The following is a 22,091-nucleotide window of genomic DNA, read 5'->3' on the forward strand; positions in this document are numbered from 1 at the left end:
TCCCATTAAAAATGAGTATCTTATAGATGTCATCATAAATTATAGAGCCATGGGAACCATTAAAAGATTGAACAAATGGGCCAATGCCCATACCTATTACCCCTTAGATCTTATTAGAGTAGCCTTAGGCGTTTTTCTTTTTATGAAAGGCGTTGAATTTATGACCAATCATGAGCAAATGGCAGAGGTGGTGAGACCCTTTCAGGAAATGCCGGGTGGCATGATCTTATTGCACTATATTGCCCCTGCCCATTTTGTTGGTGGATTTTTAATTGTAGTTGGTTTACTTACCCGATGGGCTGCCTTGGCACAAATCCCAATTCTCTTAGGGGCTGTGTTAACCAATTTCTTGGGTGTAATGAACACGAACAATCTGATATTGGCCACCATTACCTTGCTGGTCTGTATTTTCTTTTTGTTCTATGGTTCAGGAAAACATTCGGCGGACTATTACCTCAAGATGCAGAAATAACCAAGGTAGATTTATAGATTATCCAACTGGTTGCTTTTGCCATCGCTGCTGATGGTCCAAAAGAAACCGACAAAGAAAAATTGGTCTGCTGCTGGAGTAATGGCGCGCCTGTCAAAAATACCATCCACGTTCGGGGCATTGGCATACTGATAATCACTAATGTTCTTGAATCCCAATACATTATTTACCGAAAAGTATAGGATTTTTTGTTGATCTATCAAGTAGGCCCAATTGAAGCTTAGATTATTGAAAGACTTCGTCTTTTCGGCCAAAAATTCTGCCGTGTTCGGATTGTTATAAGGCCTACCCGACCCATAGGAATAGGATAGTCCAACCTGTGACCGAAGCTTGGTGATAAAATATTTGGTTACAACTGACAAACTATGCTCAGGAGCAAAGTTGGGCGTAGCCCGCTCTTCAAAGTTTCGATAGTCCCTTTCGGTATTTAAATACGAATAGGAAATCCAATAATCCAATTGGCTTATGCTCTTGTTATCCCTCCAAAATACATCCAGCCCAGTAGCATAACCACTTCCGCTATTATCAAAGCTTGAGTTGAATTGCGGCATTTCCGTATCATATTTTATCAGGTTATCATAGTCCTTGTAATACGCTTCTGCCCTAAAAGTCTTTCCATCCCCTACCCTTTGATAATTCAAGATATAATGTGAGGTTTTTTCGGAACCAAGTGGCTGGCCAAACTTAACCACTTCGGTAAGGGGGTTTTGATAGAAATCCCCATATGCCAAAGAAAATTGACCTTTGTCTCCAGGCTTATAGGCTAAGGAAACTCTTGGCATAAGCTCAAAGGTATTTAACAAGGAGCTATGCTCTACCCTAGCCCCCAATTTCATGGCAAACTGATTGCTAAGAAAAATATCAGCTTCTGTGAAGCCTGCCCATAACCGTTCTTGATACTCATTATTGAAAGTAGTGTTTTCTGGAGTGCTGAAAGTTTCATCATAATTCATGGCAAAGAACTCTGATCCCATGTTGAGATTGAACCTACTACTAAAGTTTTTGTGGGCTTTTACTTTTACGTGTGAAGCCGTTTCTTTGGTTTCGATGGCGTTTTCCTGCAATCCAATGGAATTGGTATCCCACGAAATAGCTGCCCCAGTAGTCAGGCTCCAATCGTTTTCAAAGTAGTGTTTATAGGAAGAATTGAAATATAGGTTGTTGTTCGTGAGCCCAAATCGGACAAAATCTTCATAATTGATGTCTTCTTGTTCTATGTCCAAATCGGCATGGTTGAATCCAGTATACAGTTTGAACATACTTTTATTCCCTTTGCTTCTAAAAACTGCCTCCCCGGAAATGGATTCATAGGGGCTATTCCATTCAACACCTTGGTCAGAAGGAATCAAGGCCTCGTAAGGGGAAAGATTGATATAGGAGGTGTTGATGCTCAAGGACTCATCTCCCCAAATTTTGGTATGTCCCACTCCTCCACCAACAGACATTACGGATATATCCGTTTTATCTTGGACAGGAACATCGGTGGTGTTCAACAACAACACACTGGACAATGCTTGGCCATACTCTGCGGAGTATCCGCCCGTACTAAAGGTAATTCCCTTAAAAAGAAAAGGGGAAAATCTGCCGCGGGTGGGAATGTTGTTCGCTGTGGCATTAAAGGGTTGAAACACTCGAAGACCGTCTATAAAAACCTGCGTCTCTCCTGCTTCGCCCCCGCGTACAAACAATCTACCATCTTCATTGACGGTAGTGGTACCCGGTAAAGTCTGTAAAGCCGCTACAAAATCCCCAGCGGCTCCTGCTGTGGTGACAATATCCAATGGTTTCAACACGGACACCTTGGAATTGTCCCCAGCCTCAAACGTTCCTGCAGTCAGCGTTACCCCTGTCAACGCATTTATGGATTCCGCCAGACTAATTTTCAAATTCGTAAAATAGCTCACGTCACCAACTTCATAATGCGGGTCGTAAGTTAACATGGAAATCACCAAGGTTTGGGTTCCAGTTTCGGTGGTTTCAAAACTAAAGGAGCCATCTTCTCCTGTAGATGCCCCATCGTAAGTACCTTCCAAATACACATTGGCTCCTACAATAGGTTCATTTTTGGAATCGGTAACCAAACCAGATATGGTGGTCTGTCCCAAAAGAGTGGTCAGGTTACATAAAAAAAGAAAAAATAGCAGTTGACTTTTCATGACTGTTCGTTATTTGATGCCACAAAATTGTCACCGTGCCTTTTCATAAACCAATCGGCGATACCCAATTGTAGAATTTTAAGGACGAATTGAAACACTCTGATTCAACTGGTGTATCCAAGTGCCAATGTCCAAGAATAAACTCCGGATTTTGACCTTATTGGTTTTAACATTAAATTTAAGTAGCTGTTAATCAACCTTTAAACCACAATCATTAAAAAGTACTGTTCCATAACCGTGGTATTGTTCCTTCTAGCAATTGGACTACAGGGACAAGAAAGTGTTATTGATAGCTTGCAACGGCTCTATCCATCAGCCGTCTCAGATTCTGCCCGCATCGGGATCTTAAAAAACATTTCTTGGGAATACATCAATAATCGTGGTAACGCCGAACTCGCCAAAAAACACATCGACAGTTTTCACACCATTAGTACCAAAGCACGTATAGAATGGGGTGTCTACCTCGCCTATTACCAATATGCTGTATTGGCAAGACAAAACGGGGACTATAACCTTGCCTTGGACTACATAGATAAATACCTTGATTACAAACATAGGACGGATAAACCTTTTGATTTGGCCAATGGCTTGTACCAAAAGGCCGTGATTCTGGATGATTTGGGCAACGCGGAGAAAAGCCTAGAAATATACTATGACATCTTAAAAATATATGAAGAACATGACGACCCATTTAGCATAGCGACCATTCTTAATGCCATTGGCGAAATCCTTAAGAACACAGGCAAAAAGGCCGAAGCCATGCAATCCTACCAAGAAGCGTTGGACATCTTTACAGATTTGGGGGACAAAACAGAAATGGCCAACTGTCTTTTCAACATTGGGGATACCCATATGCAGTCCAAGGAATATCCCCTTGCCTTAGAGTTCTTAAATCGAGCCTTGGCTCTGGATCAAGAGACGAACAGTGAGTGGGGCATGGCCTATGATTATGAAGCTTTGGGAAAGGTCTTTGCCTTTCAGAAGGAATACAACAAGTCCTTGGAGTATCACAATAGAGCGCTGGCACTTCGGGAAAAACTGGGACAACGTATGGGTCTTTCCGAAAGCCATACGCAAATCGGTGCGGTCAACATAGCGCTCCGAAGATTTAATACCGCAGAGGAAAGTCTGCTTACTTCCGTTCAGATCGCTGAAGAAATGGGGGCCAAGGCCCAGCTTCAGAAAAATTATGGCCTACTGTCCCAACTATATGAGGAAAAGGGAGACTATCAAAACGCTTTGAATTTTAGAAACAAATATGTCACGGTCAAGGACAGTCTGTTCAATACTGAAAAATCCAAACAAATAGAGGAATTACAAGTACGATTTGATACGGAGAAGAAGCAAGATGCCATCGCAGCTTTGGAAAAAGACGCAGAAATCAACGATCTGAAACTCAAACAGCAAACCACTCTAAGGAATATCATCATTGGTGTTTCCATTGCTGGTTTCTTGGTGCTCTTGTTTGTATTTAACCGCTACAAGCATGCGCAGCGCGTTAAGCAGGCAGACCAGGAAAAGAAAAGAGTCATCGAAGAAGAGCGGAAAAGAACCGAAATAGAAAAACAACGTGTATCTGAACTTCAAAAAATTGACAAGCTCAAGGACGAGTTCCTTGCCAACACCTCCCATGAGCTACGCACTCCTTTGGTAGGTATTATTGGACTCACGGAATCCTTAAAGGATGGGATTGCGGGAAAGCTTCCAAAAACCGCCATGGATAACCTGGATATGATTGCCAATAGTGGCAGAAGATTGTCCCATTTGGTGAACGACATTTTGGATTTCTCCAAACTTAAGAACCAAGATTTGGAGCTTGCCTTGCGCCCCGTGGATGTCCATGGAGTTTCCAATATTGTTTTGCAGCTTTCCCAACCCTTGCTCCAAGACAAAAAAATAAAACTCATTAATTCCATTCCCAAAGAAATTCCCTTAGTTGATGCCGATGAAAACCGATTACAGCAAATCTTGCACAATCTCATTGGCAATGCCATCAAGTTTACCCCAAAGGGATATATCACCCTACTGGCCGAAACCAAAAAGGAGATGCTATCCATTATCGTTTCCGATACAGGAATTGGAATTCCCGAGAACAAGCTAGAGACCATTTTCAACTCCTTTGAGCAAGGTGATGGTTCTACCCAGAGGGAGTATGGCGGTACTGGCCTGGGTCTCTCGGTTACCAAACAATTGGTAGAACTTCACGGAGGCACCATTGAAGCGACCTCTGAACAAGGCAAGGGTTCCATTTTTACATTTACGCTACCATTGAGTAAAACCAAACGGAAGGAGCTAAAAAAGAAAAACAAGTCCACCTTGGATTTTGTTCAGAACTTGAACAGTTACAATGACGAGGAGAATGTAAAATCAATACAGCCTGGTTCCAACAAGGAATCCCTCAGAATTCTTGTGGTGGATGATGAGCCTGTGAACCGACGTGTTCTGGAGAACCATTTGACCGTGGCCGGATATACCGTGGTAGAAGTAAGTTCCGGTAAAGAGGCTTTGAAAGCCATGGAATCCGAAACTCCATTTAACCTTGTTCTTCTAGATGTAATGATGCCAAGCATGTCTGGATATGAGGTCTGCAAGAAAATCAGGGAGGATATCCCAGCAAGTGAACTGCCCATTATTCTGCTGACAGCCAAAAATCGGGTTAATGAGTTGGTCACAGGATTTGATGCGGGAGCCAACGATTACTTGACCAAACCGTTTTCCAAAAATGAACTGCTAAGTCGTATCAAAACGCATATCAATCTGAACACCATCCATCGTGCCACCTCCAAATTTGTACCCATGGAATTTGTACACTCCGTTGGAAAAGAATCCATTACGGATGTAAAGCTCGGCGACCACATAGAAAAGAATGTCACCGTGCTGTTTAGCGATATTAGGGATTACACGCCTTTGGCGGAAACCATGACTCCTGAACAAAACTTCAAATTTGTCAATGCATATGTCGGGCGGATGGGACCAATAATCAAGGAAAACCAAGGCTTTGTAAACCAATATTTGGGTGATGGTATTATGGCCCTCTTTCCAGAAAGTGCAGAGAATGCCTTGGACGCGGCTATTGAAATGCAACGGACACTGGCGCTATACAACAAGCGAAGAATGGAAGAAAAAGGATACCGACCCATTACGGTTGGTATGGGATTGCATTCAGGCCCCTTGGTCATGGGAATAATTGGGGATTCCAAAAGAAATGACCCAGCTGTAATTGCCGATACGGTAAACAGTGGTGCCCGAGTGGAGGGGGTCACCAAGCACTATGGAGCCAACATCATCATTAGTGAAAGTTGTCTGAAGTCCATGAAAGATTCCAGCGGTTTTAATTTTAGATATCTGGGCAAAGTAAAGGTCAAAGGCAAGCAAAAGGCCATGGGTATCTACGAGTGTATAGATGGGGACAGTATTGCCAGTATTTCCCTAAAGCTGGAGACCCTCAAAGACTATAAAAAAGGAGTTAAACTATTCTTTGACCAAAAGTTTGAAGAAGCCACTGAAGCTTTTGAGGCGGTCCTATCCAAAAACCCGAACGACTCCGTGGTCCAGTATTTTCAGAACAAAGCCAGCATCTATGCCATTTCCGGAGCTCCAGGCAACTGGCAATCCACTACGGTAATGGATGAGAAATAAGCATAGGCTCCCTACTCTCTTTCGCCCTATAATTTAGATATCTTTCATCTACTGCCCGCTGAGCTTTTTCCATAAAACTTTCCCCATGGGCTGGATGCATTTCAAATTGCACGTCAAAACGCCCTTCCATCCTCAAATAATCAGAAATGGCCATGGAAGGTTCGTCAGAATCCAATTCCAAAGAATTTAATCCGTCCGCTGTTCTGTTAGGGTTGTTTCTATACAATAACCATTGACCGGAATCCACTGCAGCTTTATGGTATTGGGATGGGTGGCGCATATCAATGCCGTGGGCAGGGCTGTGGCAGTACGCCAGAATTATTGACGGACCATCGTGTTGCTCCGCTTCCAAGAATGCTTTTAAAGTCTGTTCCTGATTTGCACCAATTGCCACGGAAGCTACATATACATCTTCGTACCCCATGGCCAACATACCCAGGTCTTTCTTTTGTTTGAGCTTACCTTTTGCCGCAAACTTGGCGGAAGCCCCAAAAGGGGTTGCCTTGGACATTTGCCCTCCCGTATTGGAATAAACCTCGTTGTCTAAGACCAAAATGTTTACGTTTTTGCCTGAAGCCAACACATGATCCAATCCGCCGTAACCAATATCATACGCCCATCCGTCCCCGCCAACAATCCAAACGCTTTGTTTAACCAAACTGTCCAGCAAACCTAAAAGTACTCCTGCTTCGGATTGTTCCAATGGAGATAATACTTTTCTTAGTTTCTCTACCCGTTGTCTTTGCTGAAGGATTTCAGCCTCTGTATTTTGGGAGGCGCCCAATATCGAATCCACTAATTCGGAATCAAGGACATCCCCCAACTTAAATAGTAAATTTTTGGCCTGTTTTTCCTGATAGTCCAAGGACAAACGAAAGCCCAACCCAAATTCCGCGTTGTCCTCAAACAAGGAGTTGGACCAGGCAGGTCCCCTGCCCGCTGCATTTTTGGACCATGGCGTGGTTGGCAAGGCTCCGCCAAAAATAGAACTTGCTCCCGTAGCGTTCGCCACCAACATACGATCTCCAAATAACTGGGACAACAGTTTCAGATAAGGGGCTTCCCCACATCCATCCACTCCCATAGGGTATTTGAACAAAGGTTCTTGCAATTGTTGTTGTGAAACTTTGGTCACATCAATTTTCGTACGGTCCATTTCTGGGAGCTTGCTGAAAAATTCCCAATTTTTTCTTTCAGTTTCTGTTTTGGAAGGGTTGGCATTCACCACCAAAGCTTTTACCGGACAAGCATCCACACAATTATTACAGGAGGTACATTGTTCTGGACTAACCTGAACGGTGTAGTTAAGCAAATCCATCCCTTCCAATTCCTCCAAAAATGGAATGGATTTAAATTTTTCAGATGCACCTTGTAAATGGTCAACTTCATAAGCTTTTATCCGCAATGCCCCTTGTGGACAGGCCATGCTGCAGGCTCCACATTGTGTACAAAGGTCAGTATCCCACACAGGGATTCCTTCTTTGGAATTTCGAGTTATATAGTTTGATGTTCCGCTTTCGTAAGTACCATCCACAGGTAACATACTTGTTGGAATCTCATTCCCGCGTCCTGCCAAGAGGCTGCCTAAAAGTGTTTTGGCAAACGCTTCATCTTCATGTAAAAATGCACCTTCCTCAGTCGTAATTTCAGTGGTATCCACTAGGGCAATACTCTCCTTCAATTCCGTTGAAAACAAGCTATTGGGAAAGTCTTTTTTCATTGCAAAGTGACACGCATGCAGCGCGGAAATCGTATATCCATTTACCATTAAGTTGGTTGGAAGTGCTTTTAAGTTAACTAGATATAGGGTAACATTCTTTTGTTGGATGTGGTGTTGAATTTTGAAAGGTAGATCGGCCCAAAAGGCCTCTGGTGAAAGCTCGGAATTCACAAGCAAGGTTCCTTCTTGTGCTATCCGCTTCAGGGCATTATCGGACTTTAGAAATTGAACCGAATCACAGGCAACAAAGTCTGCATCCTGGATAAGATAGGGAGCTTTAATCCGATATTTTGAAATCCGTAAATTGGAAACACTTCTGGAACTGGATTTTTTATAATCACATTCAGTGTATCCCTGAACATTTGCATCTGTACAGCTCCCCAACAAGCTTATTCCAGCATTAAAGTGCCGTTGCGTATCCGCACTCTTAGTTTCATAAAACAAAGCTTGATAATACTTTCCCTGGATTTGCAATTCTTGGTTAATCGGAAGACTCGTCTGGGTAACATCATCCTTTATTCCAACCGTGAAATTGTTTTTTGGTTCTTCTTGTTTTAAGTTATCGAAGATGGCTTTGACCATGGATGGTGTAAATTCCTTGGAACTAAGACCATAACGTCCGCCCACCACTTTTGGAAGTATCTTAAACTTGGTCCCAAAGGATTGAACCACGGACTGAAGTACATCCAAATACAGCGGTTCCCCTGTAGCACCTGATTCCTTGGTGCGATCGAGAACAACAATGGCCTTGCAAGTATCAGGAAGGCTTTGAATCAAATGTTTGGTGCTAAAAGGTCTGAAAAGACGGACCTTAACCAATCCTATTTTTTCTCCTTGGCCATTAAGTTGGTCAATGACTGCCTCCAAGGTTTCCGTTGCTGATGCCATGGCAACAACCACTCGTTCGGCCTTAGGATGTCCCACGTAATCAAATAAGCGATAATGTCTTCCGGTAAGTTTTGCAAAATCATCCATTTGATCCTGAACGATTTGTGGGCAAGCATTGTAATAAGGATTGGCAGCTTCCTTACTTTGAAAGAAAACATCTGGCCCTTGAGAAGTTCCCCTCACAAATGGATTGTTAGGGCTGAGCGCTCTTTTCTTATGAGCTTTGATAAGTTCGTTGTTGACCATGGCATGAATCACATGATCATTGACCTTTTCAATTCTGGAAGTTTCATGGGAGGTTCTAAACCCATCAAAAAAGTGAACAAAAGGGATTCTTGAAGCCAAGGTTGCAGCTTGTGAAATCAAGGCAAAGTCCATTGCTTCCTGTACAGATGCCGACCCTAAAAAGGCATATCCCGTATTACGGACTGCCATGATATCGCTGTGATCTCCAAAAACCGATAAGGCGTGTGTAGCCACTGATCTTGTGGCCACATGGATGACATTGGGTGTCAGTTCACCCGCAATTTTGTACATATTGGGCATCATGAGCAGAAGCCCTTGTGATGCCGTGAAAGTTGTGGAAAGTGCTCCAGTTTGTAACGCCCCATGCATGGCACCCGCTACTCCACCTTCGCTTTGCATTTCAATGATGGATGGAACGCCTCCAAAAATATTCTCCTGTTCATCCGCACTCCAAGCTTCCGCCAATTCGGACATTTCCGAAGCTGGTGTGATAGGATAAATGGCACATACCTCGTTAATCCGATAAGCCACATGTGCTGCAGCTTGGTTTCCATTTACGATGATGTATTGTTGTTCTTTCATGAGAGACAGATGGCTAGGAAGGCTATTGGGTTATGCAAAGTGAATAAGCCGCCCGTTTGGGCGGCTTATTTCAATCTTACTTTTCAAACTCGATAGAAACCGGAGTTGGGTTGGTAAGCATGTCAAACACAGGCGAGAATTGTGAAAGCGCTCGTAGTTGCTCTTCAGAAGCATCAGATTTCACTTTGAATTTTACGGTAATTCCGTTGAATCCTTTTCTAACCTCAGGGTCAAGTCCCAAGAATCCGTGAAGGTCGCAACCTCCATTTAAAGAGGACTCCATACCTTCAATATCAATTCCTTGGGCAGCGGCATGGTAAACCATGGCTCCTGTAAGACAGGATCCCAAAGCATGCAATACGGTTTCAGCAGGGTTGGGTGCTTTATCCTGACCCAAAAGTACCTCTACGTGGTCGGCTTCCATGGTAAAAGAATCCTTGCTTCTCTCCGTGTGCTCGCTACCTACACCATAGTAATCTTTGATGCTGGTCACACAGTGACCTCCCTCGATCCAATTGGTTTTGGCCCTAAACTCAAATTTGGCCAATGATGGATCTTCTTGAACGTGATTGATGGTTTCTACCAATTGATCTACGTTTACTCCGTTTTTAATGTTTGCTGTTGTAATCATTTTTTTTGTTTTTAAGATTAATTATTTCGCATTTGCCATAGAAGATGCATCTGGCGTGCCAAAAATCATAACAATCTTATTATCAAATAATTACAATGATTTATTAAAAAGATGTATGTAGCGATATTTCGTGAATTGGCGAAATGTCGTTAGAATAATTATGAAATCTCGTGAATTTACACCGGTCTTGTTATCCCCAGAGCCTTAATTTTTGAAGTTAATGTGGTTGGAGGCAATCCCAGTAAAACTGCAGCACCCTTTTCGCCCGATATTTTCCAGTTGGTTTTCCGTAAAGCCCTTAGAATATTTTCCTTTTCCATGGTCACCCATTCTTGCGAAGTAAAAATGTAGTCCCCCTCGGTGCTCAGTTCCGTGGCTTGCTCTTTCAAAGCATTTGGGATGATACTCTCCCAATCTACCTGCCCATTCTGAGAAACTATAATGGCACGTTCAACCAGATTCTGCAATTCCCTGACATTTCCGGGCCACGAATAATTGAGAAAAAGCTGCTCCTCTTCCTTGGTAAGTAGATTGATCTCTTTATTTAGCTTACCACTGTATTGCCCCATGATCTGGTTGGCAATCAAACAGACATCCGACCCCCTATCCCGCAATGCTGGAATTTGAATGGGAAACACATTGAGCCGATAAAACAAATCCTCCCTAAATTTCCCTTCCTTGGAGAATTGCAACAAGTCTCTATGGGTTGCAGCTATAATCCGTACGTCCACCTTCACCGTATCCGAACTCCCCACTGGGTCAAATTCACCTTCTTGAATCACTCTAAGCAGTTTGGGTTGGAGGGCAAGTGGCAACTCCCCTATCTCATCCAAAAAAATGGTACCCTTATCCGCTAAAAGGAACCTCCCTTTTCTGCTTGCCGTAGCTCCAGTAAACGCACCTTTTTCATGACCAAAAAGTTCACTTTCTATTAGGTTTTCAGGGATGGCTCCGCAATTGATCCTTATCAAGGGTTTTTCATGGCGATCACTGGCCATGTGGATGGCCCTGGCCACCAACTCTTTACCTGTTCCTGTCTCACCTTGAATCAAAACAGTGGCTCCCGTTTGTGCCACCCGTTCTATCAAGTCAAGTACTTTTTTCATGGATCTATGCTTGGCTATGATGCCATAACCACTGGTCAGTTCCTTGATTTCTTCCTGTAAATACTGGGTCTGGTTCTTCAAGGAATTGATTTTGTTTTCCGCCTGTAACCGCTCATCTATGTTTCTAAGGATAAGGGTGTAGAACGATTTTTTTTCGTTACCGTACCTACTTATAGTGCCTTCGTTAAGGGTTGCTGTTTCCTTGGAACCAATCACCTTGACCACCTTGGGCAGATAGGTGTTCATACCGTTCCCTTCACCATCCAAATCCTCTGATACCAATTTTTCCAGTAGATGCGCGCTTTCTTCGTCCATAAAAAACAGGATGTTTCTCTGGATGACATCCTCATTTTCCAGAATTTCCTTAGCAGACGCATTGGCGACCAAAATCCGAAAGTTGCTATCAAACATGATGATGGCATCCATAGCGCCATTGATCAAACCCATCATCTTGGAATTGGCCAGTTCCAAATCCCTTTTGGACACCGTCAACCGCTCTTGAATAATATCAAGTTCCCTGTGCCTTTTGATCAAAACGGACAAAATCCCTTGGGCAAATCCTCTATCCGTGGTAATTAATTCCACAAAATGGGCGGTCCCAATTTTAAGAAGGGTGGTTTCCTCCATTGCCGTTACCGAAGCAGAACGAGGCTCATCATCAATAAGGGCATACTCACCAAAACATTCAGATTGGGATAGTGTAATATATAGGTGATCCTTGTCATGCACTTTTACCTTGCCCTCATAAATAACATACATGGCATCACCAACATCGCCCTTGTGGATAATGCGGTCATCAGCATCAAAATGTTCTTTTTGGAGATGTTTGCAGAGCTGTTGCAACGAGGACTTCCCAACTTCTGAAAAGAAAGTCACTTCTTTCAGGAAATCTACCCATTGCTGTTGATTTAGATCTGAATCGGTCATGCTGTAAATGGCTGGTTAGGTACCAATTAAATATACGGTTTTGAATCCAAAGACAGATACTGGACTATGGTTGCCAATTGAATTTGATGGAACTCCTATTTTCTAATTTTATATTATAAATATTACTGATGGTTTTTTATACATTTATATCTAAAATTTATATTAATGACCATTACCCAATTACAATATGTCCTGGCCGTTGCCGAACACAAAAATTTCACCCTTGCTGCCGAAAAGAGTTATGTTACCCAACCTACTTTGAGCATGCAGGTTCAGAAATTGGAGGACGAGTTGGATATTTTGATATTTGATCGGGGCAAAAAGCCCATAACCATCACCGATGTAGGCCAAAAAATTGTAGCCCAAGCCAAAAACATTGTGGCTGAAGCCGAGCGCATCAAGGATATTGTTGATCAGGACAAGGGCTTTATAGGTGGGGATTATACCATTGGGATCATACCGACGGTAATGCCCACTTTGCTTCCCATGTTCCTGAATACTTTTATTAAAAAATATCCCAAGGTCAACCTGATCATAAAGGAACAACCAACGGAGGCTTTGATTCGGAATATATTGGATGGCCATTTGGATGCGGGAATAGCGGCCACGCCCCTTGAAATTGAATTTATCAAGGAACGTCCGTTGTATTACGAACCTTTTGTGGGTTATGTCCCTAGCAATCACCGTTTGGCAAGCCATAAAGAATTGGGAACTGAGGATTTGGATGTCAATGATATCCTCTTGCTACAGGATGGCCATTGCTTTAGGGACGGGGTAATCAATCTTTGCAAAACACCCAAGAACCATCAAGAGGAACATTTTAAAATTGAAAGCGGAAGCTTTGAAACCTTGGTGAGTCTTTCGGACGAAGGGATGGGAATGACACTGTTGCCCTACTTGAATACCTTGGAATTGGATTCAAAAAAAGTTAACCAATTGCGCCCGTTCAAAAATCCATCACCTGCCAGGGAAATAAGTTTGATCTACCACAAAAGCGAATTGAAGATTCAAATAACGGAGGCGTTGAAAGAGGTAATTTCCAGCATCGTAAAAGGGGCCATTGCCTTTCAGGATGTTAAGATTATAAGTCCTTTGGCCAAATAAGGAATGTATGGCCAAAACAATTTTGGAAAGTGGTCATAAAAGAAAGAGCCGTTTTACATAAAACGGCTCTTTCTTGTTACGCTTTTATCAACAGTAACGTCGGTTGCAATTCTGGTTTATCTAATATAAAATATTGCAACCAGATTTTAAGTTCTTCAATTTCACTTGGTAATAACCTTGAAACGGCTTTTTTGAGTTCTTTAGCGAATAGCTTAGCATCAAAACTAACCTTTTGCAGGACGGTTTTGGTGTAATCTAACATTGCTCTTGGCATATAACTATGATTTGGATTAAAAGGTTGTCCACCTAAATTATGAAAAAAACACGGAGCAAAGCATGACCTCTGAGTTAAAAATTAAATAATTTCGTGTTAAAATCGATAAAACGTAAAATGTACCGTCCATACAATCAAGGAGTTAACTATCTAGCAATCAAAAGTTTCGTAGTCTTTTTCTTGCTTGTCAGCTGCTCTTCTTCCCGCTTTGCCAGTTTTGAATCCAAATTGGAATCTTCACCGCTCAACCGTTCTTTCCACAGTTTGGTTGTTTTTAATATTGATAAGCAAAAGGAAGTTTACAACCACCTTGGCGATCGGTATTTTACTCCTGCCAGTAATACCAAAATTGTAACCCTTTATACCGGTACTAAATTTTTACCGCAGCAAGTCCCAACATTGAAGTACATCTCCCAAAACGATACTCTATACTTTGAAGGAACGGGAGACCCCAGCTTGCTCCACCCGTATTTTAAGGACAGTACCGCTATCGACTTAATTCAGAAACACAACACCGTTCTTTGGCACCCGTATAATGCTTCCGAGAATAGATATGGGCCAGGTTGGGCTTGGGAAGACTTTGATACCTATTTCTCCCCAGAAAAAAGTGCGCTTCCGCTATATGGAAATGTGGTGACCTTGTTCAATGTTCCAACATTTAAAGCATCTCCTGAATTGTTTTCGGATAGTGTTCTAACCAAAGAGACACAATTCCGAAGGGAAGAGTTCCAGAATCAATTTTATCTGAATCCTAAGATCACAGACACCATAGAAGTTCCATTTATAATCGATATTGATATTACCCAGCGATTATTACAGGACATTTTGGGAAAGGATGTTGCTTTGGTTGATGAATTTCCGCAAGGGCCCAAGGAAATTTTATACGGAATTCCCATGGATTCCATTTACAAACGGATGATGCATAAAAGCGACAATTTTTTAGCGGAGCAAATCCTAATGCTGGCCTCCTCTACCCTCTCGGATACCTTGAGCACCAAAACTGCTATCAATACAATGTTGGACGAGTATTTGAGCGACTTACCACACAAGCCGCGATGGGTTGATGGTTCCGGACTATCCCGCTACAATCTTTTTACACCCAATTCCCTGGTGCATATTTTGAAAAAATTACACAACGAAATCCCTGAAGAGCGTTTGTTCCAACTTTTTCCTACGTGGGATGCCACGGGTACCGTGGACGCTTGGAAACATCCAGGTCTACAACCCTTTATTTTTGCAAAGTCCGGTTCTTTTGGGAATCATTACAACCTTAGTGGGTACCTCAAGACCAAATCGGGATCAGTATTCATTTTCAGTTTTATGAACAACCATTTTAGGGTACCATCGCATGACATCCGAACGTATATCTTTGAAACCCTTAAGTCAATTCATGAGAAGTATTGACTTTTTCTCGATTGACCAATCCTCCGAATTTTTGCATTAGCAGTTGCAGTTTTGGAGAAATATAGGTTTCGCAGAAAGGTTTGTTGGGGTTGTTAAAATAATAATCATGAAACTGGACTTCGGAGGGTTTAAAGTTTCCAAAACGGAACACTTTCGTTATTAATTTTTCTTCAAAATCCTGCTGTAGCTCTTCCAAAAAGGTTTTGGATTCGATTATTTCTTCTTCCGTAAAAGCGTAAATGGCAGATCGGTATTTTTTTCGAAAGGAATGATCGCTTGTACTCTTATGTGTATGTAGGTGGATGGCTATCAAATCTTTCAACGGAATCAGCTTTGGATTGTAGTAGACAATCACCGCTTCTGAAAAAGCATTTAATTCAAGTTTTGGGGCAACAAATCCTTGTTCCACCTTTTCCACACCCAACAAGGACTGAAAAACAGCTTCGGTGCACCAGTGACAGCCCCCGCCCAAGGCAATTTTCTTGATATCCATGCCCTATTGGTCGTAAAACTGCTAATCGAATAACTTATGTATTTGAGCATATTGCAAGAGCATAATGGTCTTGGCATCCCGAATTTCACCAGTGCCCATCATTTCAAGTGCCTGCTTAAATGTCATTTCCAACACTTCAATGTTCTCGGTCTCATCTTCAGCGCCACCACCCTCACCTACTTTCATTTCCTCATGGTATTGCCCAATAAAAAAGTAAAGAATTTCCGTGACTGAACCTGGGGACATATAAGATTCAAATACCTTTTCAATTGTATCAATCTTGTAGCCTGTTTCTTCTTCGACTTCCATTCGTATGGTCTGTTCCGCATTGCCCTTTTCCAAAATACCTGCACAGGCTTCAATCATCATCCCATTGGTATTGCCGTTCAAATAAGTAGGCATTCGAAATTGGCGCGTCAATACCACCGATTTCTTTTCCTTGTTATACAACAAAATTACCGCCCCGTTCCCGCGATCATAGGCTTCCCTAATCTGGGTTTCCCATTCGCCATCTTCCCGATGATATTCAAAAGTGACCTTGTTGAGGGTATACCAATTGTCCGAGAGCAATTCTTTGCTTACGTTTCTTACGGTTCCATTTTTCATAGGTTACGGGTTATGGGTTGCGGGTTGCACGGAAGCAAGCTATTATATTAAACGGATGCTGCATTGTTCAAATATCGGCGAAAGGGAAGCATCTCCAAATAAACTATTTTAATTTTCTCTTTAAAATCGTCCCGTAATACTTCTTCCCTCTTCATCTCATGCACCACGGCAAAGGTCTTGTTTCGCAGAAGGTCAATATGTGGATGATCATTGGCAAATCCTTTGGGGGCATTGGTCAATTTTTCATCCTCGTACAAACTCCCAAAAAGCTCCTTAAAGCTTGGTCTGTCCAAAATCTCCTGTAGCTCCTCCCCATTGTAATCAATCCCATCGCGAATACTACGAAGGGTTTTAGGGTCTGGTCGCCAAAATCCCCCTGCCAACAAACATTGTTTTACCCCAACCTCTATGTAAAAATCCGCTGTATTGGGTGCTTTGTCCAAACCTGCCCCAAAGTGATCTTTATAAATGGGCTTATGTGGGTGGAACATTAAGTTGTTGTTGATTCGGTTGATGCCTTTTTTACCTGGGGTGGGGTAATAATCATCATGTAGGTGCGACATCGTCAAGTCCAAATCGTCCAACCAAACAACGAATTCATTCCGTAAAGTTCTATACCACTTTCGGTTGGCATCCATCCATTCTTTGGAGTTGTTTTTTTGAAGTTGGGTAAGGAAGTCGAATAGTTCTGAAAAATCCATTCAAAGTTATTGAAGGACTAAAATAAAACTATTTTGCGCTTGTCTAATGTCTTTTGTCTTGCGTCTTCTGTCTAGAACCGATTATCCCCCATCACAATGTCACCCAGACCACCTAAAATGCTTCCTTCCCCTTTGTCTTTTCCTCCACGGGGAATTGAAGCCAATACTCTTCCGGCCAATCTGCTAAAGGGCAAGGATTGGACATAGACGGTTCCAGGGCCGCGTAAGGTGGCAAAGAAAAGTCCCTCGCCGCCAAATACGGTATTCTTAATACCACCCACAAACTCAATATTGTAGTCAACGGTGTGGGAGAAGCCCACTATACATCCAGTGTCCACTTTAAGTACCTCCCCGGGAGCCAGTTCTTTTTTGGCCATGGTTCCGCCTGCATGCACAAAAGCCAATCCATCTCCTTCCAGCTTTTGCATGATAAAACCTTCACCGCCAAATAAGCCACGCCCCAGTCGTTTGGAAAATTCAATTCCGACGGACACCCCCTTGGCTGCGCATAAAAAGGCGTCTTTTTGACAAATGAATTTGCCTCCTTTTTCTGATAAGTCTATAGGCAAAATTTTTCCTGGATAGGGAGATGCAAAACTTACCTTCTTCTTGCCTTGTCCGATGTTTAAAAAGGCCGTCATAAACAAACTTTCACCGGTCAATAGCCTTTTTCCTGCAGAGAACAGTTTCCCCAATACTCCAGAATCCTGACCTGACCCATCTCCAAAAATGGTATCCATTTTAATGTCGGTGTCCATCATCATAAAGCTTCCGGCCTCTGCTACTACGGCCTCTTGGGGGTCAAGCTCTATCTCTACATATTGCATTTCCTCCCCGTAAATGTCATAATCTATTTCGTGTGCGTTCATCTCTTTGGTTTGAATTTAAATGTCTGTTAGAAAAATTTACTTCTAGATTTGTTCTTCTATATGTTATAAGTTGTTCAATTTTGGATTATGTTACACCAATACTTGTTATTGGGCAAAACTTATTCGATTTAAATAATTTCCGTAACATCAATGAATATTAAAAACAGTTTTTATGGTTAAGGGGGTGATTTTTGATTTTAATGGCACATTATTTTTTGACACCCATCTTCACAATCAGGCATGGGATGTTTTTTTGGACAAACATTCCTTAAAGTTAAGCGATAAAGAAAAAGATCAAAAAATTCACGGTAAAAACAATCAAGAAATATTGACCAATCTCTTTTCCAAAGAATTGACTCTGGATGACATTAAAAAACTAAGTGTTGAAAAGGAGGATATTTACCAAACACTTTGCTTAAAATCCAAGATGCAGTTGGCACCGGGAGCCGTCAACTTTATAGCATACTTGGCGGATAAAGAAATACCTTATACTATTGCTACAGCCTCCGATCTGTATAATCTGGAGTTTTACTTTGAGTATTTGAATCTTGGCAAATATTTTGATTTCTCCCAAATTGTCTATAGCGACGGTACAATTAAAAGTAAGCCGAACCCGGAAATTTTCATTAAGGCTATGCAGACCATCGGAGTCCATCCAAATTCGACCCTTATATTTGAGGATTCCCCATCGGGTATAGCTGCAGCTGAAAATGCAAAAGCGGAAAAAATCGTAATCGTCAATTCAGTCAATGGAGATTATAGCCATTGGAACCATCCCATAATATCAGATTTCACGGAGTTAGACCAGAACATCCTTGAAATTTGATCTATGGAGGACGCCAGCCCAAACTTCTGTTCCAATATTATTTCTCCCCAATACAAATGAGCTGCTTCAATGTTCTATGGTAGAGTTTCCCGTTTGCGTATGTAGGCGTATTAACGGACCATGCCTTTCCCTTGGGACCCAAATCATTTAAGCTTATCAAAGCACTTTCATCAAAAACATCTGTTGTTGTATCTATGCAGTACACCACTCCCAACATAGTGGTGAAATAAATCTTGCCATTGACAACGATGGGGTTGCCATTGAAATTCCAGTGCCAACCATCCCTTCGGGATCTTTTGTCATTGGAGACATCCAAACCTCTACTATTAATGGTTTCCGTAGTAAGTTCTTGGTTCCATATATAGGATTTGGTTCCGCCTTTATATGCCACTTGCACTGGAACCTGCAAATATTCGGCCTTCCCAGACTTTAAATCTACCCTGGCCATTGTATAATCCGGTCCTATGTTCTTTCGATAGTTCCCTGATTTGAAACAAAGAAAATAAAGTTTGTCCTCCACAATGATGTTAGTAAACCAAGCCGGGAACACATTGATTCCCAAGCCCTTTTGGATATCCACGCTTTCTTGGAGTGTATAAGAACCTCGGGCAGTATCATACAATCTAACGTCAGCATTCGCAGTCAAAGACACTTTTCGTTGAAGTTTCCCCGTTTTGGAATCCACCAAATGGACCGCACATTCCTTTTCCGTATACCAGACTGCGTAATCTTCATTCCAAGTGGCATTGTACAAAGCAAGTCCTTCATCTGCGTCGTATTTCCATATCCGATTTCCATTTTCCAAATCGATCAGGGAATATCCAACAGGGGTTTCTGGAACATCGTGGTGCCCTCCCCTACCAACTAAAGCTGCAGGTTTTCCTTCAATGGTCGTGGACATAACAGGGGTATTATAATGCGTAAGCCCATCTTCCGATATCCATCGTTGTTCACCCGTTTTCTTGTCAATTCCATATAGGTAGTTCCAACCGTAAACCCGCTCTTCATCTTTTTTCCAATAGGTCTCCATATTTATCACCAAGTCCCCAGTTAAAAAGGGTTCAAACTGCTTGTTAAATGGAAAATGTACCCCGTCCAACTCCTCTACCGGATTCCAAGTTCTTTCCCAAATCAGGTTACCCTTAAAATCAAAGCAGCTTAGATTACCACTGGCATTGAAGAACCAAACATATTTTCCATCGGTTACGGGCCCGGGAGTTGAAGAATCACTAAATCCGTACATGTATTCACTTTGAGCACTCCCTTTTAGCTCCCTTTCCCAAAGAATCTTCCCATCCTTGGCACCTATACATAAGGCCAAAATATTCGCTCCTTTTATGGGCTGTCCCTCTCGCACCTCAAAAATGGGGCTCATAACTGTCAAGAAAATACTATCCTCCCAAACGGTAATACCGCTTTGACCACCTTCCGGCAATTCTGCTGTCCACAGAATGTTTTTCCCGGTGGTTACACTGAATTCGGTGGGCACTTTGCCCTCTGTTTTTATCATCCAGTTACCGTTGGGTCCCGCAGGTTGAGGCCAGTTATCACTTTTTTGGGCTTGCAAAATCGTGCAGCATAATAAAGAAAGTGCAAAGTATAGGGTTTTGATCATGCCATTGGTTATTTAGGATAATTTATTTGACCACAAAGGTTTCTTTCCAAGAAATCGGGTTTCCCTGTTCCGTAAACCCCTCGAAGGACACTTCATAGTTACCTACCACATCTGAAGTGTAAAATTCTATTGGAGGGGTGTCGGATTCCAAAACCACCTGGGGCAACCATAACAACTGTTCCCTAAAATCGGGGATTTGGTCTGTGTTAGGTCTTGTGGCTTGCTGGTATTTTTGGTTGAAGTACTTTTTTATAGGCAGAGGAGCAAATAGTTCCACATCCTTGATGTAATCCCTGCTGAATTCCCCTGGAAAGCTACCTTCCAATGTTTCCATGGCTATGATTCCATTATAAATAATGGAGTTTACCACACAATCTTCCCGTGAAATATGGATTCTCTTAATTCTTTTAGCATCAAAATCAATGACATCCGAATGGTTTTGAATCAGCAGCCCATCCATCAGTACCAACGGCAAAAGATTTGAGGCTACGTCATCTTCCCCACTCCTAACTTTGAGGACTTCTTGCCCATCATTTTGCTTTGACACCCATACATGCTCCAAGACTTCAGATGCCGTCTCCCTAACAGTTGAAAATCGGGTATAGTCATCCAAATCATATATTTTAGAGAAGGTTCTATAAATGGGCAATGTCTGAATAATGGGCATAATCGTATCCTGCTTTAATTCGATAAAGGCATTTTCTACCTGATTATGAACACTCCGCTTCAAAATCAAATCCGTCATCTTTGGTGAAATCTGTAGCTTGTTGAATTGTACCGCTCCATAATCTATAGCAGGTTGTTCAGTGATTTGAAGATTGTATTTGTCCCTGTTCTCGCCCAAAATTTGAACATAGGCCTTGCTGTTCAAGTACGCTTGGTTTAGGTTAAAATAGAATTCCCCCGCCGAATTGGTCCGCGTTAGTTTAAGGACAAACTGCTTACCTGGAATAGATAATGCCATCTCTTCTTCTTCCATTGCAAAACTGGGATCCTTGGGGGTGATTGTTCCCGAGATTAATTCGCCCCTTAGTTCCGGTAAATAGTTCGGGTTTAGGGAACTATGCTTCAATTCAGATTGGGAGTTGTGTTTTTTTACATACAACTGGGCTGAAGACGGCTGTGGCCCACCCAGAGAATCCACTTTGCGAATGGAAATTGAATAGCTCCCCTTGGGTGTTCCTTTCTGTAGAGACCTAACAATCAATGAGCCCCGCTCCCGAGTCCTGAATTCTTTTTTGCTCAATTCAAAAGAGAAGAATGGGTTGGGTTCCAAATTCTCCTGTAGATCTGTGTGCTCAGTTGTCTTTGTTGACGGTGGAATGGAATCCTGATTGTTTTGCACGATGGCCTCCTGATTGCTTTGGAATGGATTGATCAGGCCAATATCACTTTTATAAAAGTGGTTCAATCCAAAATTTTTCATCCATTGGGTATATCCTATAAGTTTATAGTTTCCTGAGGGTACAGTTACCGGAATAAAAAACTCACCCTGACCCACTCCATTCTTCAGTCTAATCTTATGGCGGAAAACTAATTCCCCATTCTCCCCAATCAACTCCACATAGGCCATTTTACTAAAAGTACTAAGGGTGTTGGATTCAGATTTTAAGGCATATACTTTATAGTATAACTGTTCCCCAGCAAATAATAAGGATTTGTTGTGATGGAGGTATACCGTTTCCTGGTGGTTATTTTCCGATACCAAGTTTTTATTGTCGCTATTTGATATCATAGCCTGCCCATTGATGATGCTGGGTATCAATAGTATGATAACTACCATCGAGCGTGTAAAAATTTCTTTTATGAAATAC

16 protein-coding genes are annotated in these 22,091 nt (G+C 42.1%); 5 read left to right on the forward strand and 11 right to left on the reverse strand.

Annotated elements, in window-relative coordinates; all coding sequences use genetic code 11:
* Window positions 1-49: 49 nt before the first annotated feature.
* Window positions 50-472 carry a DoxX family protein gene (locus ACOOE0_RS17245; protein ID WP_420400150.1) on the forward strand — a complete coding sequence of 141 codons (423 nt, stop codon included), beginning with the start codon at window positions 50-52 and terminating at the stop codon, window positions 470-472.
* An 11-nt stretch (window positions 473-483) separates the two neighbouring features.
* Here the strand turns inward: ACOOE0_RS17245 and ACOOE0_RS17250 are convergent, their stop codons facing one another.
* Window positions 484-2,646, reverse strand: a complete 2,163-nt coding sequence (locus ACOOE0_RS17250; RefSeq protein WP_420400151.1) for a TonB-dependent receptor — start codon at window positions 2,644-2,646, stop codon at window positions 484-486.
* Window positions 2,647-2,889: 243 nt separating this feature from the next.
* Between ACOOE0_RS17250 and ACOOE0_RS17255 the strand changes: the two genes are divergently transcribed.
* Window positions 2,890-6,285, forward strand: coding sequence for an ATP-binding protein (locus tag ACOOE0_RS17255; RefSeq protein ID WP_420400152.1), 3,396 nt, complete (start codon window positions 2,890-2,892; stop codon window positions 6,283-6,285).
* Here ACOOE0_RS17255 and ACOOE0_RS17260 read toward each other — a convergent pair.
* The 3 genes from ACOOE0_RS17260 to ACOOE0_RS17270 all read right to left on the reverse strand — a co-directional run bounded on the left by ACOOE0_RS17260 (window position 6,263) and on the right by ACOOE0_RS17270 (window position 12,385).
* Complete coding sequence (locus tag ACOOE0_RS17260; protein ID WP_420400153.1) at window positions 6,263-9,721, reverse strand: 4Fe-4S binding protein; 3,459 nt, start codon at window positions 9,719-9,721, stop codon at window positions 6,263-6,265. The genes ACOOE0_RS17255 and ACOOE0_RS17260 overlap by 23 nt on opposite strands.
* Window positions 9,722-9,797: 76 nt before the next feature.
* Entirely contained in the window at window positions 9,798-10,352 is a 555-nt protein-coding gene (locus tag ACOOE0_RS17265) for an OsmC family protein (protein ID WP_420400154.1), read from the reverse strand.
* A gap of 176 nt (window positions 10,353-10,528) precedes the next feature.
* On the reverse strand, window positions 10,529-12,385 hold the full coding sequence (locus ACOOE0_RS17270; protein ID WP_420400155.1) for a sigma 54-interacting transcriptional regulator: 1,857 nt from the start codon (window positions 12,383-12,385) through the stop codon (window positions 10,529-10,531).
* Window positions 12,386-12,550: 165 nt separating this feature from the next.
* On the opposite strand from ACOOE0_RS17270, the gene ACOOE0_RS17275 reads away from it, so the two are divergent.
* The gene (locus tag ACOOE0_RS17275) at window positions 12,551-13,489 is read left to right on the forward strand and encodes a LysR substrate-binding domain-containing protein (protein ID WP_420400156.1); all 939 of its coding nucleotides are present in this window, start codon (window positions 12,551-12,553) and stop codon (window positions 13,487-13,489) included.
* A gap of 76 nt (window positions 13,490-13,565) precedes the next feature.
* Here ACOOE0_RS17275 and ACOOE0_RS17280 read toward each other — a convergent pair whose 3' ends face one another.
* Window positions 13,566-13,763, reverse strand: a complete 198-nt coding sequence (locus ACOOE0_RS17280) for a hypothetical protein (RefSeq protein ID WP_138834027.1) — start codon at window positions 13,761-13,763, stop codon at window positions 13,566-13,568.
* Between the two features lie 117 nt (window positions 13,764-13,880).
* Between ACOOE0_RS17280 and ACOOE0_RS17285 the strand changes: the two genes are divergently transcribed.
* Window positions 13,881-15,167: a D-alanyl-D-alanine carboxypeptidase gene (locus ACOOE0_RS17285; RefSeq protein WP_420400157.1), complete on the forward strand. Its 1,287-nt coding sequence runs from the start codon at window positions 13,881-13,883 to the stop codon at window positions 15,165-15,167.
* Here the strand turns inward: ACOOE0_RS17285 and ACOOE0_RS17290 are convergent.
* From ACOOE0_RS17290 to ACOOE0_RS17305, 4 genes are all read right to left on the reverse strand, one after another.
* Window positions 15,142-15,660 (reverse strand): peptide-methionine (S)-S-oxide reductase, encoded by a 519-nt coding sequence (locus tag ACOOE0_RS17290; RefSeq protein WP_420400158.1) that lies wholly within the window; start codon window positions 15,658-15,660, stop codon window positions 15,142-15,144. The two genes, ACOOE0_RS17285 and ACOOE0_RS17290, sit on opposite strands and share 26 nt — an antisense overlap.
* A gap of 21 nt (window positions 15,661-15,681) precedes the next feature.
* Window positions 15,682-16,266, reverse strand: coding sequence for an NUDIX domain-containing protein (locus ACOOE0_RS17295; RefSeq protein ID WP_420400159.1), 585 nt, complete (start codon window positions 16,264-16,266; stop codon window positions 15,682-15,684).
* Window positions 16,267-16,313: 47 nt separating this feature from the next.
* Window positions 16,314-16,967, reverse strand: coding sequence for a DUF2461 domain-containing protein (locus ACOOE0_RS17300; protein ID WP_420400160.1), 654 nt, complete (start codon window positions 16,965-16,967; stop codon window positions 16,314-16,316).
* 71 nt (window positions 16,968-17,038) lie between these two features.
* A complete protein-coding gene (locus tag ACOOE0_RS17305; protein ID WP_420400161.1) occupies window positions 17,039-17,836 on the reverse strand; it encodes a TIGR00266 family protein in 798 nt (265 codons plus the stop codon).
* A gap of 172 nt (window positions 17,837-18,008) precedes the next feature.
* Between ACOOE0_RS17305 and ACOOE0_RS17310 the strand changes: the two genes are divergently transcribed.
* Window positions 18,009-18,662: an HAD family hydrolase gene (locus tag ACOOE0_RS17310; RefSeq protein WP_420400162.1), complete on the forward strand. Its 654-nt coding sequence runs from the start codon at window positions 18,009-18,011 to the stop codon at window positions 18,660-18,662.
* A 37-nt stretch (window positions 18,663-18,699) separates the two neighbouring features.
* On the opposite strand, the gene ACOOE0_RS17315 is transcribed toward ACOOE0_RS17310, so the two are convergent.
* Both ACOOE0_RS17315 and ACOOE0_RS17320 read right to left on the reverse strand, forming a co-directional pair.
* Window positions 18,700-20,277 (reverse strand): PQQ-binding-like beta-propeller repeat protein, encoded by a 1,578-nt coding sequence (locus ACOOE0_RS17315; protein ID WP_420400163.1) that lies wholly within the window; start codon window positions 20,275-20,277, stop codon window positions 18,700-18,702.
* A 22-nt stretch (window positions 20,278-20,299) separates the two neighbouring features.
* The gene (locus tag ACOOE0_RS17320) at window positions 20,300-22,060 is read right to left on the reverse strand and encodes a hypothetical protein (RefSeq protein ID WP_420400164.1); all 1,761 of its coding nucleotides are present in this window, start codon (window positions 22,058-22,060) and stop codon (window positions 20,300-20,302) included.
* Window positions 22,061-22,091: the final 31 nt, after the last annotated feature.

It is taken from the genome of Flagellimonas sp., assembly GCF_965215805.1.
In the GTDB taxonomy this organism is placed as follows: domain Bacteria; phylum Bacteroidota; class Bacteroidia; order Flavobacteriales; family Flavobacteriaceae; genus Flagellimonas.

Excerpts from the sequence above, each read along its gene's own strand:
- ACOOE0_RS17260 (WP_420400153.1), bottom strand. The coding sequence starts at position 9,721 with ATGAAAGAACAACAATACATCATCGTAAATGGAAACCAAGCTGCAGCA.
- ACOOE0_RS17310 (WP_420400162.1), top strand. The coding sequence starts at position 18,009 with ATGGTTAAGGGGGTGATTTTTGATTTTAATGGCACATTATTTTTTGAC.
- ACOOE0_RS17305 (WP_420400161.1), bottom strand. The coding sequence starts at position 17,836 with ATGAACGCACACGAAATAGATTATGACATTTACGGGGAGGAAATGCAA.
- ACOOE0_RS17295 (WP_420400159.1), bottom strand. The coding sequence starts at position 16,266 with ATGAAAAATGGAACCGTAAGAAACGTAAGCAAAGAATTGCTCTCGGAC.
- ACOOE0_RS17285 (WP_420400157.1), top strand. The coding sequence starts at position 13,881 with ATGTACCGTCCATACAATCAAGGAGTTAACTATCTAGCAATCAAAAGT.
- ACOOE0_RS17275 (WP_420400156.1), top strand. The coding sequence starts at position 12,551 with ATGACCATTACCCAATTACAATATGTCCTGGCCGTTGCCGAACACAAA.
- ACOOE0_RS17320 (WP_420400164.1), bottom strand. The coding sequence starts at position 22,060 with ATGGTAGTTATCATACTATTGATACCCAGCATCATCAATGGGCAGGCT.
- ACOOE0_RS17290 (WP_420400158.1), bottom strand. The coding sequence starts at position 15,660 with ATGGATATCAAGAAAATTGCCTTGGGCGGGGGCTGTCACTGGTGCACC.
- ACOOE0_RS17270 (WP_420400155.1), bottom strand. The coding sequence starts at position 12,385 with ATGACCGATTCAGATCTAAATCAACAGCAATGGGTAGATTTCCTGAAA.
- ACOOE0_RS17280 (WP_138834027.1), bottom strand. The coding sequence starts at position 13,763 with ATGCCAAGAGCAATGTTAGATTACACCAAAACCGTCCTGCAAAAGGTT.
- ACOOE0_RS17300 (WP_420400160.1), bottom strand. The coding sequence starts at position 16,967 with ATGGATTTTTCAGAACTATTCGACTTCCTTACCCAACTTCAAAAAAAC.
- ACOOE0_RS17315 (WP_420400163.1), bottom strand. The coding sequence starts at position 20,277 with ATGATCAAAACCCTATACTTTGCACTTTCTTTATTATGCTGCACGATT.
- ACOOE0_RS17265 (WP_420400154.1), bottom strand. The coding sequence starts at position 10,352 with ATGATTACAACAGCAAACATTAAAAACGGAGTAAACGTAGATCAATTG.
- ACOOE0_RS17250 (WP_420400151.1), bottom strand. The coding sequence starts at position 2,646 with ATGAAAAGTCAACTGCTATTTTTTCTTTTTTTATGTAACCTGACCACT.
- ACOOE0_RS17245 (WP_420400150.1), top strand. The coding sequence starts at position 50 with ATGGGAACCATTAAAAGATTGAACAAATGGGCCAATGCCCATACCTAT.